The sequence below is a fragment of the Lactobacillus sp. genome (assembly GCF_051873315.1).
Taxonomy (GTDB): domain Bacteria; phylum Bacillota; class Bacilli; order Lactobacillales; family Lactobacillaceae; genus Lactobacillus.
Genome location: NZ_JBJEES010000061.1, coordinates 1 through 16,864, shown reverse-complemented (window position 1 = coordinate 16,864; position 16,864 = coordinate 1). Strand labels below are relative to the sequence as shown.

Here is a 16,864-nt window from a genome sequence, read left to right as displayed (position 1 = left end):
ATGACTAAGCACGAATTAAATTCCGAATTGCTGGACCAATTTAGCCGGCAATTTAACGCCGACCCCAAAAAACAAGTCATCAGCCGGGCTGTTAGCCGGTCGGGCCTCCAAGAAGCGGCCTACAACTCTGCCGCTGAGCACAACCACACCTTTTCTTTAGAGCTGGACACTGACAATGTCACCAACCAAAAGCAGTCCGGCCGCTGCTGGCTCTTTTCAACCTTAAATGTTGTCCGCCACAACTTTGGCAAGAAGAACAAGGCCAAGAACTTCACTTTTTCCCAAAGCTACAACTTCTTCTGGGATAAGATTGAACGGGCCAACTACTTCTACGACCGGATCATCAAGACCGCTGACCGCCCCTTAGACGACCAGACAGTGCGCGGCTACTTTGACTGGTGCCAAACCGACGGTGGCCAGTGGCACATGGCCGCCTCCCTAATTAAAAAGTACGGCGTCGTCCCAACTTACGCCATGCCGGAAAGCTTCAATAGCGAACACTCCGCCGTCTTAGACCAAATCCTAGCTGACAAGGAACGTAAAGATGCCCTAGCCTTGCGCGAATTAGCCCAAAAAGACGATCAAGAGGCCCTAGAAGCTGCCCGGGTGCGTTTCCTTGGCGATATCTACCAAATCATGGCTACGGCCTTGGGAGAGCCTCCTAAGACCTTTGACCTGGAATTTCGGGACGATGACCAAAATTACCACCTAGACAAGGACCTCACTCCCCTTGCCTTTTACCAAAAATACTGTGACACCGACTTAGATGACTACGTTGTCTTGGCCAACGCCCCTGACCACCCGCTAAACCGGGTCCTCCACCTGGGCTTTGAAGACAACATCCAAGGCGGCTACCCAAACCTCTTCATCAATGTGCCGATGGAATACCTGGAACAGGCCACGGTTGAGCAGTTAAAGGGCGGCGAAGCAGTCTGGTTTGGCAATGACGTCCTCCGGCAAATGGACCGGAAGACCGGGATGATGGACCTAAAGCTTTACCAATATGACGCTTTGCTTGGCATTGACACCCACTTGTCCAAGGCTGACCGCCTGCGGACCGGGATCGGCGAATCTTCTCACGACATGGCTATTGTCGGTGCCGACATTGATGGCGGCCACATCCGCAAGTGGAAGGTAGAAAACTCCTGGGGCGACAAGTCCGGGGAAAAGGGTTACTTCACCATGAGCGCTGACTGGTTCAGAGAATACACCTACGAGGTTGCCGTGCAAAAGAAGCACGTGCCAGCTGAAATTCTGGACCTGCTCAAGAGTCAGCCGATCGAACTTGATCCTTGGGATTCTTTGATTTAAATAAGCAAAAAGTTGTTAGAACTGCAAATTAGTTCTAACAACTTTTTTACTGGTCGATTTCAATTATTCTTTCTTAAATATATTTTGAACTTGCGTGAGAATATTATCAAATTGAGCCATATCATGGATATGACCTATAACTTTGCCTTTTCTAGCTAAGAAGTCATACGATAATAGCTGCAACAATAAAGCATCACCATTGGTTCTACTTGCAAAGTCAACTACTGGAAACCTAAAGGGATCCTCCCGATGTACATGCGTGAGTGCCAAACCAATTACTAAACCTGATCTTGCATTATAGACATCACGACTGACTATCAGAAAGCGCCGCCTAATGTTACCTTTTTGTGGATCATGCCCGCCCATTTCATGTCCTGCATGTGGTTCAGCATCGATGATGATTATATCTCCTTGATGAACGTCAATCATCCTTCGGTAATTCCCTTCCAACCGGCTTTAATTCACGAGGGTTATAGCCTAAATCGTGATATTCTTCCGCAATCAACTGATCATAGTCCAGATTATCGTAGCTAGAATCTGACCAGATATCGTACTTAATCTCTTTCTTGATTGGCTTATATACAATATTGCCATTGGCATCTTGGAAAACTTCGTATTCCGTATCAGCCTGGGCATTAATACTCTTAGGGATTGTTAAAACCAACGAATTACCTTGATGTCTTGCTTTGACAACCATTGTTATCACCTCTGCCTTAAGTATAAACGGTATTCACGGTATTCACAACAATTTTGACTTATAAAGAACTGAATTCCAAATCAAAGCAAAAAGTTGTTAGAACCGCAAATTAGTTCTAACAACTTTTTTAGTTTACGGTCATCTGATTTTTAAGTTCAATTACCCGGTCTGCTTGCCTTGCCTCTTTTATATTATGAGTCACCATAATGATCGTCTTACCGTACTCAGTCTGTAATCTTTTAATTTCCTGGAAAGCAACTTCAGCATGCTGCGGGTCAAGTGCTCCAGTTGGTTCATCCGCTAAGACAAGATGACCTGGCTTCAAAATTGCTCTAGCTAGTGATACCCGCTGCTGCTCACCACCAGAGAGCGTGTTGACCATGGCATCTTCTAAATAGGCAATGTCTAAATCTCGCAATACCTGTTTGATCATTTTTAATTTATCGGCCTTGCTCTTCTTAACGAAGTTCATCCCCATCAACAGGTTATCTTTTACACTGATCTCTGAAACCAAAGCAAATGATTGGAACAGATAGTTAATTTCATTTCGCCGCAACATGGTAGCATGGCGGCTATTAATCCGCGGAAGTGCTTGACCAAAGATCTTAATTCTTCCGCTGTCGGTTGTCTCTAAAAGTCCGACCATATTCAAGACCGTTGATTTTCCCGACCCAGACGGACCAATAATGGCAACAAATTCTCCTTCTTCAACATCAAAGGACAAGTTGTCAATAACCTTTCGTTTCCCAAAGGATTTGTTCAAATGGCTTACTTCTAATGCTTTCATTCTATTTCCCCGTTATTTTCAGTGCTTGATTCTTTTTAACCAACAACATAAAGGTTATTAGCTGCAATACATAAATCGCGACTACCAGTACAAGACCAATTTTGCTCCGGTAAAATAATACGACTGCTAGTTCAAGCAAATTGACACAGCTGATCAAAGTAAATGGCAATCTGTACATCTGCAGCTTAGAATAGCCCAAAAAGCTTTGGACAGCCAATACTTCTTGCTTGCTCAACTGGTAAATTGACAAAATAATTGCCAGAATCAAAAGCAGGACCAAGCAGCCAACAGCGATCACCATCCCAAACCAGCTGATTGTCTGCCGCAAACTCTTTTGCAGACCATCAATATATTGTTTGACTGAGGCATATCTAAAATCATTATCGGCTAAGCCATATTTAGCAAGTATCTTCTTAGTAACCAGTCTTTTTCTAACCTTTTGATTGGCAAATTTCAAGCTACCACCTAAGCCGGAAACCAATAGGTTTCCAATTTCAACATAGTTCATGTTAGCAGAAGTGGAAATTAGAATGATCGGATTCTTGCTGTTAGTAGGATAAGCTGGATTATCATTCCAGGTAAAAAGCTCGTTCCTAGGATGATACTTGATAAATTTGAACTTTCTTTCTTTAACAAAAGCTGTCTGTATGTCTGCTTTACTAATGCCATCTTGCGATGCTTCCTTAAGGTACGCGCTGGCCTTGTCCATTGCTATATCATCAGGTACCAAATAAACCCTGACCCCGTTTTTAGCTAGTTTAATGGCTTGACTCGAGACGTTAAAATTAATCTTCCTCAAATAATTAGGCGAAAGCGTCATGAGCCAGAATGGCTGATCAGGCAGGCTCTTGTAGTAATGATAACTCTTAGCGTCTTTTAACCAAGCAGGGCTATGGTAATCACTGCTTATCAAGTAAGCCCCCTGCTTACCTTCCAGTTCTTTATACAAGCGGTAAGCACCGCGGTTTAAGTCAGACCCTGTATCACTAAAAGCTCTGTCGCCATCATTACCAGAACTTGTGCCGGACAAAATTTGATAATTTGCTACCCTCTCCCATTGCTGGGCTTGCTTAGCGTTATTGGCAATGGATTTAGCCGGTTGATCCAGATACAGTGACGCGGCAACGAGGCCAGCACTGATCACTAAATATAGAAGCACTGCATAAAACGAAATCAATTTAACTGGAAAGCGCTGTTTGATCAAATCGATATTTTTTTCAAAGGCCAAGAATAAACTGGCCATAGCTGCTGAGATAATGAACGTCACAAGCAGGACTAATTGACTGGCAAGCAGGGGAAGCAAAGTCGCCAGATAATAATTGTGCGGCATGGCAACAAAGCCGGTCACGAAGGAAGTAAGCACCGCAATAATCAACGCGGCTTTTTCCAATGGGCGAAATTCTTGTTGAAGAAGCGTAATCTTCGTCCAGCCAAGCAGAGTTTTCACCCCAAATGACTTCAAGTCTCTGACAAGCAAGATAATAAAGTAACTGATTTCGATAATAATTGTCAATCCTGCAGCAAGCAGCAATGCATCAATCAAGATTCCTTCATCAGTATAACTACTACCACCTGCAACATTCCGCAAAGTTGACGTTTTTTCACCAGTTTCATTAGCCACAGCCGTCAGCAATTTCTGATATTGAGCTCTGTTCTTAATTCCGTGAATTTGATAAGTACCATTGACAGAGCCAAGCAAGTCAGTCAAAGTTTCCAATTTATAGATCGTTACGGGAACACTCAAGGGGAACGACGGCAGCTCTTTAATCTGATTAATTGAGCCATTTCCCAAGCCAATTGTGGATTGCGAATTTTTAGCAGTCAGAAGCTTATTCAAGTCTTTCCAACCGAGAGCTTCTTGTCCCGCGATCTTTAATGAAGGTGTCGTTTGCTTAGCCTGGCCTGCAAGACCAATCTTGATCCTAGAATTGCTCGTATCGGTTCTGCTAATTAAAAGATGGTTTTCGGCTCCATATCGATTCAGAAAACTCGCCACAGAATCGCGATCAGAATAGCTAACACTGGTTAAGCTGAACCGATATTCTGAATCTTCAAAATAACTTTGAACGTTATCGCGATATTGTTTGCCAAGAAACCAAATGGCAATTGTAATAAAAAGGATACTTTGCACTAGCAGTAAGAAATAGCCGAAAAAATAGCTTCTTTTTTTGAGAATCTTTCTCATATTTTATCCCTCATATCTATCCAATCAGAAGCGTAACAATGAACAAAGCATGCTCTTAGGAAAAAGCATGCTTTGTAAATTTTATTTACAGTCCCAGTACGCTTCCAGCGTATTCTTACCAATGTACTTATTGACCGAAGCTAATGTTCCCCTCTTTTTCCAACCCGACCATTCGCCATTAACAGTCGTGCTGTGAGTATACACATGACTCTGAACTTCAGACCAGCCCCATAATCCAGCTGTGCGGCCATGATTCCAATAAACTGCAGTGTTCTTATAATGGACTGTTTGTGCTAATACAGGCGTAGCAGCTGCCATAAAACTTGCAACAGCTACTAGTGAAAACATAAGTTTTCTACTTTTACTAGTGAGCTTTTTATTCATCTCAGTCCCCCTTATAACAAACAAAAAAACATTAATTAAGTAAACGTCTACTTAAAAAATATTATCACAATGTTTTTTAAAAGTAAAGGTGCATCATAATATTACTTTCAGTATATACAGATAGTTTTTATATTTCTCATCGTTTTTCCTATCCGCGGATATTTAAGCGCGATAAAAATTGTATTATCCCCCATTTCACGGTAAGATAGCAGTATCACAGACAAAAAGGAGAAAAAACACATGAGTCATGAATTAACTCTGCAGGAATTGGCGGAATTCAGCGCCAATTTCAATGCTGACCCGAAGAACCAAGTCATCGCCCGCGCTGCCGCCAGAAGCGGGGTTCTGGAAGCTTCCTACAACGAACGCGTGGCTGGCCGCCTGACCAGGGTCTTTTCAACTGAATTGCCAACGGACAACGTTACCAACCAAAAGCAGTCCGGCCGCTGCTGGCTTTTTTCAACCATGAACATCTTGCGCCACAACTTCGGCGCCAAGCACAAGGCCAAGAATTTCACCCTGTCCCAAAGCTACAACTTCTTCTGGGACAAGCTGGAAAGAGCCAACCTCTTCTATGAAAAAGTGATCGAAACCGCTGATAAGCCATTAGACGACCGGGAAGTCCGCAGCTACTTCGACTTCGCTGGCCACGACGGCGGCCAATGGCACATGGCCATCTCTTTGGTCAAGAAGTACGGTGTCGTGCCAAGCTACGTCATGCCAGAAAGCTTCAACACTTCCGCTACGGCCGGCCTAGCCAGCGCCTTGGCTGACAAGGAAAGAAAAGACGCCCTGGCCTTGCGTCGCCTGGCTCAAGCTGGTGACCAGGAAGGGCTGGAAAAGGCCCGCAAGACCTTCTTAAACGAAATCTACCGGATGGTCGCCATCGCCGTTGGTGAGCCGCCTAAGACCTTTGATTTGGAATTCAGAGACGACGACAAGAACTACCACCTGGAAAAGAACCTGACTCCAGTCTCCTTCTTCAACAAGTACTTTGACGTCGACTTGGACGACTACGTGGTCTTGACCAACGCGCCAGACCATGAATACGGCAAGCTCTACCACCTGGGCGCTGAAGACAACGTCGAAGGCGGCAGCCCGATCCTCTTCTTGAACGTGCCAATGGAATACCTGGAGCAAGCCGCTGTGGCCCAATTAAAGGACGGGGAAGCTGTCTGGTTCGGCAACGACGTCCTGCGGCAAATGGACCGCAAGACCGGCTACCTGGACACTGACCTCTACAAGTTGGATGACCTCTTTGACGTTGACCTCAGCTTGTCCAAGGCTGACCGCCTGGCTACCGGCGTTGGTGAAGTTTCCCACGCCATGACCCTGGTCGGGGTTGATGAAGACAATGGCGACATCCGCCAATGGAAGGTGGAAAACTCCTGGGGCGACAAGTCCGGGGAAAAGGGATTCTTCGTTATGAGCCACAACTGGTTTAAGGAATACGTCTACGAAGTCGTTGTCCACAAGAAATACCTGACCAAGGACCAGAAGGAACTGCTCTCTTCAACTCCTGTTGAACTTGCTCCTTGGGACTCATTAGCCTAATACTAGCTCTTTAAGCACGAAAAAACCGCTCAGTTCTCTAACAGAACTTGAGCGGTTTTTACTTTGGACTTAATCCTTGCTCTTAAACTGGTCGCCGGCCAAAGACCGGTAGAACTCAGCATGAGCCGCGTTGTAGTAAGGCACCAGCCAGAGGAAGCCGATCCCAAAGGACAGGACGGCTAGAATGTCCCAGCCGATAAAGCTCAAGTCAAAAACAAACAGTTCCCACTTGTGCCCGTTCATCAATTCCTTGCTCTTGCTAATAGCTTCAGTTGGCTCTGGCTCCTTGCCGGCATCCAGCATGTCCTTCAAGATATATGGCGCCATGGAGTAGCTGAGGCCCTTGATAATCCCGGGAATTACCAGCAACAGAGTCCACATGGCCGTAAAGAACATGGTCAAGAAGGTGGTTAAAAAGGTCGGCAAAAAGCGGCTGTTGGTAAAACCGGAAAAAATCCCGGTAAAGATATTAGTCTTCTCTTCCTTGTCGACCAGGTGCAGGTAGGTATAAGTTACCCCCGCAATGATCAAGGCACTTAAAAGAGAGCCGACTACGCTCGTGCTCACTGAGACGGCACTGATGTTACTCCCCTGCACGGCCGTGAAGCCAGCTGGTACCCCGTTAAAAATCCCGGAGAAGACAGCGGTCATGAAAGTCAGACCAACTGCCCAGCCCCACTTGCCCTTCAGCTTTTGCTTGGCCGCGGCCTTCAAGGCCGGGCGGTCAATTGTTACATTTGCATTTTCCATCATAAATACCCCCGAATTCGAAAGCTGCCCTTTAGGCAGCGCTGTTATCTTGTCATAATTATATCATAGCAAGGATATCCTTATCAGTTAAAAAGACAAAAATGGACAAAAAATAGACGAAAGACAAAAAGAGAGCTCGCTAGAGCTCTCTTTCTTTATCTGCTTTATCAAACTACTTTTCGTAGCTTTGGGCAACCTTTTCGTAGTAGGCAACTTCATCGTCAGTACACTTAACAAAGTGGCCTGGACGGATTTCATGCATGGACCGTTGGTCGTCCTTGCCGTCGCCTTCGAACTTGCCATATTCGTAGTCGATCCGCTTGCGTGACCGTTCAATTTCTGGGTCCGGCTGCGGCACGGCTGAGATCAAACTCTTGGTGTAGTCGTGCAGTGGGTGGTCGTAAACTTCGTCAGCGCTGCCGACTTCCAGCAGCTTACCATAGTGCATAACCCCGATCCGGTCAGAAATGAACTTAACCATGGACAAGTCGTGGGCGATGAAGAGGTAAGTCAAGTCACGCTGCTTCTTCAAGTCGATCATCAAGTTGACAACCTGGGCTTGAATGGACACGTCCAAGGCTGAAATAGGTTCGTCGGCCACGATAAACTTCGGTTCAACGGCCAAGGCCCGGGCGATCCCGATTCTTTGCCGCTGACCACCGGAGAATTCGTGTGGAAAACGGGAAGCGTGGTTACGGTTCAAACCAACCGTTTCCAGCAGGTCTTCGACCCGCTTGCGCCGTTCTGCCTTGTCCTTGACCAAGTGGTGGATGTCCAGCCCTTCCGCGATAATGTCTTCAACCGTCATTCTTGGGTTAAGGGAAGCGTATGGGTCCTGGAAGATCATCTGCGCGTCGCGGCGGAAAGCCAATTGTTCCTCGCGGCCATGCAGCTTGGTCACATCCTTGCCTTCAAAGAGGACTTCACCGGCCGTTGGCTTGTACAGCTGCAAAATTGACCGGCCAGTGGTGGTCTTACCAGAACCTGATTCACCAACCAGGCCGAAGACTTCACCTTCATAGATGTCGAAGCTGACGTCGTCGACACCCTTGGTGACGGTGCGCCCGTTCTTGAAGTATTGCTTCAAGTGCTTGACCTCTAAAATCTTTTTTCTTTCTTCTGGCATATTCTGCTTCTCCTTTAATCCTTGTCAGCTGCTTGCAGTTCCTTGTAGTGTTCCCAGCGACGCACGATTTCATCAGGCGGAGTAACCTTTGGCGCGTCTGGGTGCAGGAGCCAGGTAGCAGCTTGGTGGGTTTCTGAAACCTTGAAGAACGGCGGCTTCATTTGCGCGTCGATCTTCATCGCGTACTTGTTTCTCGGGGCAAATGGGTCGCCCTTTGGCGGATCAAGCAAGTCTGGCGGGGTCCCTGGAATTGATTCCAGCTTTTCACTGGTCAGGGTCGGCATGGAGTTGATCAAGCCCCAAGTGTAAGGGTGTTGCGGATTGTAGAAGATTTCGTCAACCGTCCCCTTTTCCAAAAATTCCCCAGCGTACATAACGTTAACGCGGTCAGCCATCCCGGCAACGACACCCAAGTCGTGGGTGATGAAGATGATAGAAGTCTTGACTCTCTTTTGCAAGTCCTTCATCAAGTCCAGGATTTCCGCTTGAACAGTAACGTCCAAGGCAGTGGTTGGTTCGTCGGCCAAAAGGATTTCCGGTTCACAGATCAAGGCAATGGCGATAACGATTCTTTGCCGCATACCACCAGAGAATTGGTGCGGGTATTGGTTGATTCTTTCTTCAGCGTTCGGAATACCAACGGCCTTCATCATTTCCAAGGCCTTGGCCCAGGCTTCCTTCTTGGAAGCACCCTTGTGCTTGATCAATGGTTCAGCGATCTGCTGGCCAATTTTCATGGTCGGGTCCAAAGAAGTCATTGGGTCCTGGAAGATCATGGCGATCTGGTTACCACGGATTTGCTGCCATTCCTTTTCGGAAATCTTCAGCAGGTCCTTGCCGTGGAAGAGGATTTGCCCGCCCATGATCTGGGAGTTCTTGGCCAAAAGGCCGATGATGCTCCGGGTGGTAACAGACTTGCCTGAACCGGATTCGCCAACGATCGCTAAAGTTTCACCTTCATCAAGGTGGAATGAAACGTCACGAATGGCCTTAACTTCACCAGCGTAAGTGTGGAAGTCGATCTTTAAGTTTTTAACGTCTAAAATTCTATTTGCCATATGTTCGTCTCCCTTATCTTTGGCCCTTAGGGTCGAAGGCATCACGCAGACCGTCGCCGAGCAGGTTGAAGGCAATCATCAAAACGCAGAGGACTGCAGCTGGGTACCACATTTGGTATGGCAGGAACTGGAAGTTCTTCTGCCCTTCGTTCAAAAGCACACCCAGAGAAGTTTCAGGAGCAGAAATACCGATACCGATGAAACTCAGGAAGGCTTCGAAGAAGATGGCACTCGGGATGGTGTACATGGTTTGAATGATGATGATACTGGACAGGTTTGGAATCAGGTGCTTGGTAGCGATCTTAAAGGTTGATTCACCCAAGGACCGGGCTGCCAGAACGTATTCTTCATTCTTCAAAGACAGTGTCTCGGCACGAATCTGCCGGGCCATCGTGGTCCAGGATGAAATAGCCAGGGCCAAGATGATGGAAGTGATACCAGGCTTCAAAACAACCAGCATCAAAACAACGATAACCAGGGTTGGAATTGAAGAAATGATTTCGATGATCCGTTGCATGATGTTGTCAGTCATGCCGCCCTTCCAGCCAGAGATGATCCCGTAGGTAACACCGATGGCCAGGTCAAAGAAGGCAGCGACAATGGCAACAATCAAGGAAATCTTGGTACCATAGATGATTCTTTGTGCCAGTGACCGGCCCAGGTAGTCGGTCCCGGCAACGAAGTACTTGCCAGCTGGCACTGATGCGTAAGCGTCAGTCCAAACGCCGTTTTGCTTGATCTTACCGTTCAAGCCGTTGAGCCAGTCAAAGCCCTTCCACTTGGCAGGCAGGTTGGCATATTGCGGAGCTGACTTAACCAAGCTGGAGTTGTTGATCCAGAAGCTGGAGCCGAAGGCGATAACCACCATCACGATGATGATTACGGCTGAAATCACGGCTGCCTTGTTGCTCTTGAATCTGATCCACACGTTCTGCATGAAAGAAAGTGAGGGACCTGAAATGTGTTCCGCGCTTTGCGTGTCACCCTTTTCCACGTGTTCAAAGGATTCAGGTGTGATCTTTACGTTGCTTGCGTCTTGATCCATTGATTTTAACCTCGCTTTCCATTAATCAGTCAGTCTGATCCGTGGGTCGATCAGACTGTAGACGATGTCAGTAATCAGCAGGATTACCACCAGGCCGAAGCAGTAAACCATACTTACGCCCATGATGGTTGGGTAGTCGTTAGTCAAGATTGACTTGGTGAACTGTTCCCCGATCCCAGGAATGTTGAAGATGTTTTCGATAACCATTGAACCAGTCATCAAAGCAACTGCGTATGGCCCGATCAAGGTAACCAATGGAATCATTGAGTTACGCAGGGTGTGCTTTCTGATGACTTCGATCCGGCTGAGGCCCTTGGCCTTGCCCAGTTCAACGTAGTCAGAACTCAAGGTATCGACCATTTCCGTTCTGATAAATCTGGCTGTTTCGGCCAGCGGCCCTACCGAGAGGGCAATGGTCGGCATGATCGTCTGTGATACTTCACCCCAGCCGGCGATTGGGAACCAGCCGAGCTTCAAGCCGATGTAGTATTGAAGCAATACCGCCAGAACGAAGTTAGGAACAGACTTACCGATGATGGAAACGATCGTCGCGGTTGAGTCGATCCAAGTCCCTTGGTTCATGGCAGCGATTGAGCCGATGATGATCCCCAGGATAACCCCGACAACCAGAGCCTGCAGACCCAGTTGAGCTGAAGCACCCAAACGAGCCCCGATCAGAGTAGAAACAGGCTGGTTGCTGTATTGGAAGGAAATCCCAAAGTCACCATGGGCGGCGCCTGCCAAGTAGGTAATGTATTGTTGGATAACAGGTTTGTCCAAGCCGTATTGCTTGTTCATAATCGCCTTTTGGGTAGCCGTCATCTTTGCTTCGTTGGCGTACGGAGAACCTGGCATCATCTTCATTAAGAAGAAGGTAATCGTCGCAACGAGGAACAAAGTGAGGATCATGTAGAAAATACGTTTTAGTAAGTATTTAGCCATAGTATTGCTCCTTACACTTTTTCGCTTTAATCAGCATTACATTTTTAATGTTTTTCTTATTATACCAAAAAATAAAGAAATTACCATACGATGATATAAAACTGTGCCCCTAAAAGTCAAGCACTACGGGCTTTTTGTCCGTTTTTTCCATCATTTGGCAACTAACTTAAACTTTGCTTTTTTCTTTTTTGAGTCTATCTGGAACTTAGACTGTGCTTTTTAAAATAAGTGTTCGGCTAAGATAATAATGTTAGTCTTTTTTCTGCAAAAAGCTAATTTTCTTAACTTTTTGTTCCAGAAGCCCCTCGCCTGCTCCCCTCCTTTTAGTCAAAAATTTTCTATTCCCGGACATAAATCCCGAAATAAAGAAAAAGTTGAGCGTTATTGCTAACATCTCAACTTTCAATTATACCACGGTTAAATTTTAATTTTTCACCGCGTAAGTCGTCTTAAAGTCAGGGTATTCGCCATTGAAGACCAGGTTCTTGATAGTTGGTCTGATCATCCAAGCCTGGCCCATGTGGTAAAGCGGGCTGATGGCTTCCTGGTCGATCAGGATCTTTTCAGCCTTGAGCAAGGCCTTGCGGCGCTTGGTCTTGTCCATGGTCAAAGACGCTTGGACGGCCTTGTCGTATTCCTTGTTCTTCCACTTGCCGAAGTTGTAAGTCTGCCCTGACTGCATGTAAGCCAGGAAGTGGTATGGGTCTGGGAAGTCGCTGGTCAAACCGCCTAAAACGACGTCAAAATTATTGGCAATTTGCCGGGAAACCCGGGTCGTCTTTGGCAGGTTGTTGACGGAAACGGTCATCTTGCCGCCAAAAGCCTCAGTCAAGGCGCTCTGGATGAACTCAGTCTGCTTCTTGTAGCTGTCGTCGTCATCCGCCATCAAAGTGAAGGAAACCTTCTTGACGCCTAATTCCTTCAAGGCCTTCTTGAAGTAGCTGCGGGCGGACTTGAGGTCGTATTCCACGTGCTTGTTCACGCTGGAGTTGGCACTTTCAGCTTCCTGGGCAAAATTCTTCCCGTCTAAGACCACATTGGTGGCTGAGAAGGTCTTGGCCTGGGTGTTGTAGGTACCGATCGTGGACAGGAGCTGCTTGCGGTTGATGGCCATGGAGATGGCCCGGCGCAGGTTGGCGTTGCGGAAGATCTTTTTCTTCTTGTAGTTGTAGCAGAGGTAAGTGGTGTTACCCAAAGTCAGAACCCGGTAGCCCTTCTTGCCTTTCATGCTTTTTGCCGCCTGGGTGTCCAGGATGGCCGCGTCCAGCTTCCCGGTCTGGTAGAGGTTGTAGTCAGTTGATGGGGTCTTCTGGACGCTGTAGTTGATGGTCTCCAGCTTGACTGCCTTCTTGTCCCAGTAATACGGGTTCTTAGCCAGCTTCCAGGTCAGGTTGGACCCAGTCCAGCCCACGGACTTGAAAGGCCCGTTATAGACGGCGTAGGCGGATTTGGTCCCGTAGCGCTTGCCGTACTTCTTGACAGCCTTGGAGTCCAGGGGCTTCAAGCTGATGGCCGTAACGACCTTAAAATAAGGAATCTTCTTTTCAAAAGTCACGACCAGCTTGTACTTGCCTTCGGCCTTGACGCCCAGGCTAGACGGCTTCTTCTTGCCTTCAGAGATCTTGATGGCGTTCTTGATACCCTCATAGTTGTTGACCTGGCCGGAAGCGGTCTTGGGGTCAACCTGCCGGCGCCAGGCGTAAACAAAGTCTTCTGCCGTTACCGGGTCCCCGTTTGACCACTTGGCATTCTTTCTCAAGTAAAAGGTCCAGGTCAGACCGTCTTTAGAGGTCTCGCTCTTGGTGGCCACGCCTGGAATAGTCTTGGAGTCCTTGCCCAGCCGGTAGAGGCCTTCATAAGTGTTGGCGATCTGTTCCTCACTGGCCGTGTCGTCGGCTTTGGCCGGGTCCAAGCTCTGCAGTTCAGAAGTCGTCATCCAGTTGATCGACTTTTCATAGCCGCTGCTGGACACGGGCTTGGCTGACTTGGTCGCGGTCTTGCTGCAGGCCGCCAGCAAGAAGGCGCCGGATACGGCAACAGTTGCCGTCAGAAGCTTTTTAAAATTACTCACTGTCTTATCCTCTCTCTTAGTCAAAAACTTGTTGTAAAACACATCTTTTAGCAATTCATCAGCATCTAATCATTCTCTCATTATAAAATATTTCCCACCCTGTGACAAATCAAAAAATATAAAAAACAGGAAATAGCCAAAATAACATATAGGGAAAAAAGAAAACGGAGCCGGAGCTCCGTTTTCGTAAAAATCTGTCAACTTATTTTTGTAATTTCCAGACTACTTAAACTACTTGATGTAGGCTTCCTTAAAGTTGTAAGGAGCACCGGCACCGTTGAAGACAACGCCCTTGACGCTAGTCTTAACCAGGGTAGCTTCGTTAGTGTAGTACAGTGGAGTAACCCCTTGGTCTTCCAGCAGGGCCCGTTCAGCAGCCACCATTGCCTTCCAGCGGGCTGCGGTTGACCCGGTCGTCTTGGACAGGGAAACGTTCTTGTTGTAGGCAGTTGATTCCCACTTGCCGTAGTTGTAGGCGTTGCCCTTGGTCAAGAGGTCCAGGAAGGAGATCGGGTCTGAGAAGTCAGCCGTCCAGCCAGTAGCCACAACGTCGAACTTCAGACTTGATACCCGGGACAGACGGGTCTTGAATGGCACGTTGGAAACTTCGACCTTCATGCCCAGGGTTGATTCCAGGGCACTTTGGATGAATTCGGTAACCTTCTTGGCGTCATCAGTGTCATCCCCAAGCAGGTTGATCGTGATCTGCTTCTTGCCCAGTTCCTTCAGAGCCTTCTTGTAGTATTCCTTGGCCTTGGCCTTGTCGTAGCCTTGAACTGCCTTAGTAGCAGCGGTTTGCACTTCGCTTGAGAAGTCCTTGCCAGTGCTTGAGTCAGTAATGCCGGCAGCCGTGAAGGAAACAGCCGGGTTGTTGGCGGCACCAACAGTCGTTGCCAGTTCCTTCTTGTTGATAGCCAGGGAGATGGCCTTACGCAGGTTGGCGTTAGCTAAGTTCTTGTCCTTGGCGATATTGTATTGCAGGTACTTGGTTGAAGCAAACTTTCTTACAGTCCAGCCGGTTGAACCCTTAAGCTGCTTGCTTTGCTGGGCGTTCAAGTTGGTTTCGTCCAGCTTGCCGCTTTGGTAGAGGTTGTAGCTGGTTGACTGGGTCTTTTGGACGCTCATGCTGATCTGGTCCAGCTTGACGTTCTTCTTGTCCCAGTAGCTGTTGTTCTTAACCAGCTTCCAGGAGAGGTTGGTCCCAGTCCACCCGGTCATCTTGAATGGACCGTTGGACAGAACGTACTTGGCAGCCGTACCGTACTTGTCCCCGCACTTTTCCACGAACTTTTGGTTTTGTGGGAAGAAGATGTAGAAGCCCATCAGCAGCTTGAAGTATGGGATTCTCCGGTCCAGGGTCACCGTCAGCTTGTACTTGCTGTCAGCCTTGATGCCCAAAGTGTTGACTGCCTTCTTGCCGGCAACGATCGCGTCAGCGTTCTTGATGCCTGAGAAAAGGTAGGCGTATTCAGAAGCAGTCTTTGGATTGACCGTTCTTCTCCAGGAGTAGACGAAGTCCTGGGCGGTAACTTCATCCCCGTTGGCCCATTTAGCGCCCTTGCGGAGGTTGAAGGTCCAGGTCTTGCCGTCAGAGCTTTCCTTCCAGCTCTTGGCGATGCCTGGAGTGGCCTTGGCATTGTTGCTAAGCCTGATCAAGCCTTCCATGACGTTGTTGAATTGGTCAGCGTCGTAACGGTCGGTGGCCTTGGACGGGTCCATGGTCGTCAGTTCGGCAGCTTCGGTCCAGGACAGCTTTTGCGCCTTGGATGATGAGCTTGACTTGCTTGATGAGCTGCCACAGGCTGCCAAAAGCGCAGCTGAGGCGAGCAAAACTGAGCCGGTAGCGAATAACTTCTCTTTTCTCATAATTGCACCTCGTTTAATTAAAAAACAAACATAAATTAGACTAGAATTAAAAGCTATAACTTAAGTCTAATTATAACGGGGATTTTTTAATTTTCAACCTTTTTTTTAAAAATAAAAGCAGACAAAAAAGAAAACGCCTTCCGGCGTTCTCTTCTAAGCTTTAACTTGCTTGTTTTTACTTGATGTAGGCGTCCTTGAAGTTCCAAGTACCACGGTTTTGGATGACGTTCTTGACGCTTGGACGGATCATCCAAACATTAGTGTCGTAGTACAATGGTGAGATCCCGGCATCCTTCAGCAGGATAGTTTCAGCCTTGCTCAGATCGCTCCAGCGCTTGCTTGCGGAAGCAGTGGTCTTGGAGTCGGCAACCAGCTTGTCGTAAGTTGCGTTCTTCCACTTACCGTTGTTTTCAGAGTTGGTTGAAGTGAACAGGTCCAGGAAGGAGATTGGGTCGGCGAAGTCGGCGCTCCAGCCGGAAACAACGATGTCGAAGTTGCCGGCAGTTGACCGGGACAGACGGGTCTTGAACGGCAGGTTTTGCACGCTGACGCTGACCTTGTCGCCGAAGGTTGATTCAAAGTTGGACTGCAGGGCTTCAGTGGTCTTGTTGCCGGCGTCAGTGTCGTCAGACAGGATCTTGAAGCTGAACTTGCTTACGCCAAGTTCCTTCAAGCCCTTGTTCATGTACTTCACAGCTTCCTTCTTGTTCGGGTTAGCTGGGTACAGAGTTTCAGCTGAGCTTGGGATCAGCTTGGTGTAATCTTCCCCGTTGACGCTAGTCAATTGGGTTGGAGTCAAAGTGTTGGCCGGTTGGTTGTTGCCGCCCAAAGTGGTGGTCAAGCCCTTCCGGTTGACCGCCAGTGACAAGGCCTTGCGGACGTTGGCGTTGGCCAGGTACTTGTTCTTGGCAATGTTGAATTGCAGGTAGAAGGTAGCACCTTGGTTAAGTTCGGTATAACCCTTTTGGTTCTTCAATTGCTTGGTTTGTGAAGAGTCCAGGGCCGTAGCGTCCAGCTTGTTTGACTGGTAAAGGTTGTAGGCGGTTGATGGAGTCTTTTGAACAGTCCACTTGATGGTGTCGAGCTTG

General features: G+C 47.7%; 15 protein-coding genes. 2 read left to right on the top strand and 13 right to left on the bottom strand.

The genetic code is table 11. The annotated features are described in order from the left end of the window. Complete coding sequence (locus tag ACI32D_RS03535) at window positions 1-1,311, top strand: C1 family peptidase (protein WP_439775268.1); 1,311 nt, start codon at window positions 1-3, stop codon at window positions 1,309-1,311. Between the two features lie 63 nt (window positions 1,312-1,374). Here ACI32D_RS03535 and ACI32D_RS03530 read toward each other — a convergent pair whose 3' ends face one another. From ACI32D_RS03530 to ACI32D_RS03510, 5 genes are all read right to left on the bottom strand, one after another. After that, on the bottom strand, window positions 1,375-1,740 hold the full coding sequence (locus ACI32D_RS03530) for a type II toxin-antitoxin system PemK/MazF family toxin (RefSeq protein WP_439775267.1): 366 nt from the start codon (window positions 1,738-1,740) through the stop codon (window positions 1,375-1,377). Further along, window positions 1,733-2,008 (bottom strand): type II toxin-antitoxin system PemI/MazE family antitoxin, encoded by a 276-nt coding sequence (gene mazE, locus ACI32D_RS03525; protein WP_279199392.1) that lies wholly within the window; start codon window positions 2,006-2,008, stop codon window positions 1,733-1,735. Before mazE ends, ACI32D_RS03530 begins: the two co-directional genes overlap by 8 nt. Window positions 2,009-2,135: 127 nt before the next feature. Beyond that, window positions 2,136-2,795 carry an ABC transporter ATP-binding protein gene (locus tag ACI32D_RS03520; RefSeq protein ID WP_439775266.1) on the bottom strand — a complete coding sequence of 220 codons (660 nt, stop codon included), beginning with the start codon at window positions 2,793-2,795 and terminating at the stop codon, window positions 2,136-2,138. Between the two features lies 1 nt (window position 2,796). Beyond that, on the bottom strand, window positions 2,797-4,980 hold the full coding sequence (locus tag ACI32D_RS03515) for a hypothetical protein (protein WP_439775265.1): 2,184 nt from the start codon (window positions 4,978-4,980) through the stop codon (window positions 2,797-2,799). Between the two features lie 81 nt (window positions 4,981-5,061). Next, the gene (locus tag ACI32D_RS03510; protein ID WP_439775264.1) at window positions 5,062-5,364 is read right to left on the bottom strand and encodes a hypothetical protein; all 303 of its coding nucleotides are present in this window, start codon (window positions 5,362-5,364) and stop codon (window positions 5,062-5,064) included. Between the two features lie 240 nt (window positions 5,365-5,604). Here ACI32D_RS03510 and ACI32D_RS03505 point away from each other — a divergent pair, with 240 nt between their 5' ends. Then, window positions 5,605-6,918: a C1 family peptidase gene (locus tag ACI32D_RS03505; protein ID WP_439775263.1), complete on the top strand. Its 1,314-nt coding sequence runs from the start codon at window positions 5,605-5,607 to the stop codon at window positions 6,916-6,918. A 69-nt stretch (window positions 6,919-6,987) separates the two neighbouring features. On the opposite strand, the gene ACI32D_RS03500 is transcribed toward ACI32D_RS03505, so the two are convergent. From ACI32D_RS03500 to ACI32D_RS03465, 8 genes are all read right to left on the bottom strand, one after another. Further along, window positions 6,988-7,671, bottom strand: a complete 684-nt coding sequence (locus ACI32D_RS03500) for a DUF975 family protein (protein WP_439775262.1) — start codon at window positions 7,669-7,671, stop codon at window positions 6,988-6,990. A gap of 169 nt (window positions 7,672-7,840) precedes the next feature. After that, on the bottom strand, window positions 7,841-8,794 hold the full coding sequence (locus ACI32D_RS03495) for an ABC transporter ATP-binding protein (RefSeq protein WP_439775261.1): 954 nt from the start codon (window positions 8,792-8,794) through the stop codon (window positions 7,841-7,843). A gap of 14 nt (window positions 8,795-8,808) precedes the next feature. Continuing rightward, complete coding sequence (locus ACI32D_RS03490) at window positions 8,809-9,852, bottom strand: ABC transporter ATP-binding protein (RefSeq protein WP_270447167.1); 1,044 nt, start codon at window positions 9,850-9,852, stop codon at window positions 8,809-8,811. Between the two features lie 13 nt (window positions 9,853-9,865). Next, a complete protein-coding gene (locus ACI32D_RS03485; RefSeq protein WP_439775260.1) occupies window positions 9,866-10,897 on the bottom strand; it encodes an ABC transporter permease in 1,032 nt (343 codons plus the stop codon). Between the two features lie 21 nt (window positions 10,898-10,918). Continuing rightward, complete coding sequence (opp3b, locus tag ACI32D_RS03480) at window positions 10,919-11,839, bottom strand: oligopeptide ABC transporter permease (RefSeq protein ID WP_439775259.1); 921 nt, start codon at window positions 11,837-11,839, stop codon at window positions 10,919-10,921. A gap of 424 nt (window positions 11,840-12,263) precedes the next feature. After that, window positions 12,264-13,910, bottom strand: coding sequence for a peptide ABC transporter substrate-binding protein (locus ACI32D_RS03475; protein ID WP_439775258.1), 1,647 nt, complete (start codon window positions 13,908-13,910; stop codon window positions 12,264-12,266). Window positions 13,911-14,141: 231 nt separating this feature from the next. Further along, complete coding sequence (locus tag ACI32D_RS03470) at window positions 14,142-15,776, bottom strand: peptide ABC transporter substrate-binding protein (protein WP_439775257.1); 1,635 nt, start codon at window positions 15,774-15,776, stop codon at window positions 14,142-14,144. 175 nt (window positions 15,777-15,951) lie between these two features. After that, a partial coding sequence (locus tag ACI32D_RS03465) for a peptide ABC transporter substrate-binding protein (RefSeq protein ID WP_439775256.1) occupies window positions 15,952-16,864 on the bottom strand: 913 nt, incomplete at its 5' end.

Excerpts from the sequence above, each read along its gene's own strand:
- ACI32D_RS03535 (WP_439775268.1), top strand. The coding sequence starts at position 1 with ATGACTAAGCACGAATTAAATTCCGAATTGCTGGACCAATTTAGCCGG.
- ACI32D_RS03510 (WP_439775264.1), bottom strand. The coding sequence starts at position 5,364 with ATGAATAAAAAGCTCACTAGTAAAAGTAGAAAACTTATGTTTTCACTA.
- ACI32D_RS03485 (WP_439775260.1), bottom strand. The coding sequence starts at position 10,897 with ATGGATCAAGACGCAAGCAACGTAAAGATCACACCTGAATCCTTTGAA.
- ACI32D_RS03520 (WP_439775266.1), bottom strand. The coding sequence starts at position 2,795 with ATGAAAGCATTAGAAGTAAGCCATTTGAACAAATCCTTTGGGAAACGA.
- ACI32D_RS03505 (WP_439775263.1), top strand. The coding sequence starts at position 5,605 with ATGAGTCATGAATTAACTCTGCAGGAATTGGCGGAATTCAGCGCCAAT.
- opp3b (WP_439775259.1), bottom strand. The coding sequence starts at position 11,839 with ATGGCTAAATACTTACTAAAACGTATTTTCTACATGATCCTCACTTTG.
- ACI32D_RS03470 (WP_439775257.1), bottom strand. The coding sequence starts at position 15,776 with ATGAGAAAAGAGAAGTTATTCGCTACCGGCTCAGTTTTGCTCGCCTCA.
- ACI32D_RS03495 (WP_439775261.1), bottom strand. The coding sequence starts at position 8,794 with ATGCCAGAAGAAAGAAAAAAGATTTTAGAGGTCAAGCACTTGAAGCAA.
- ACI32D_RS03490 (WP_270447167.1), bottom strand. The coding sequence starts at position 9,852 with ATGGCAAATAGAATTTTAGACGTTAAAAACTTAAAGATCGACTTCCAC.
- ACI32D_RS03515 (WP_439775265.1), bottom strand. The coding sequence starts at position 4,980 with ATGAGAAAGATTCTCAAAAAAAGAAGCTATTTTTTCGGCTATTTCTTA.
- ACI32D_RS03530 (WP_439775267.1), bottom strand. The coding sequence starts at position 1,740 with ATGATTGACGTTCATCAAGGAGATATAATCATCATCGATGCTGAACCA.
- mazE (WP_279199392.1), bottom strand. The coding sequence starts at position 2,008 with ATGGTTGTCAAAGCAAGACATCAAGGTAATTCGTTGGTTTTAACAATC.
- ACI32D_RS03500 (WP_439775262.1), bottom strand. The coding sequence starts at position 7,671 with ATGATGGAAAATGCAAATGTAACAATTGACCGCCCGGCCTTGAAGGCC.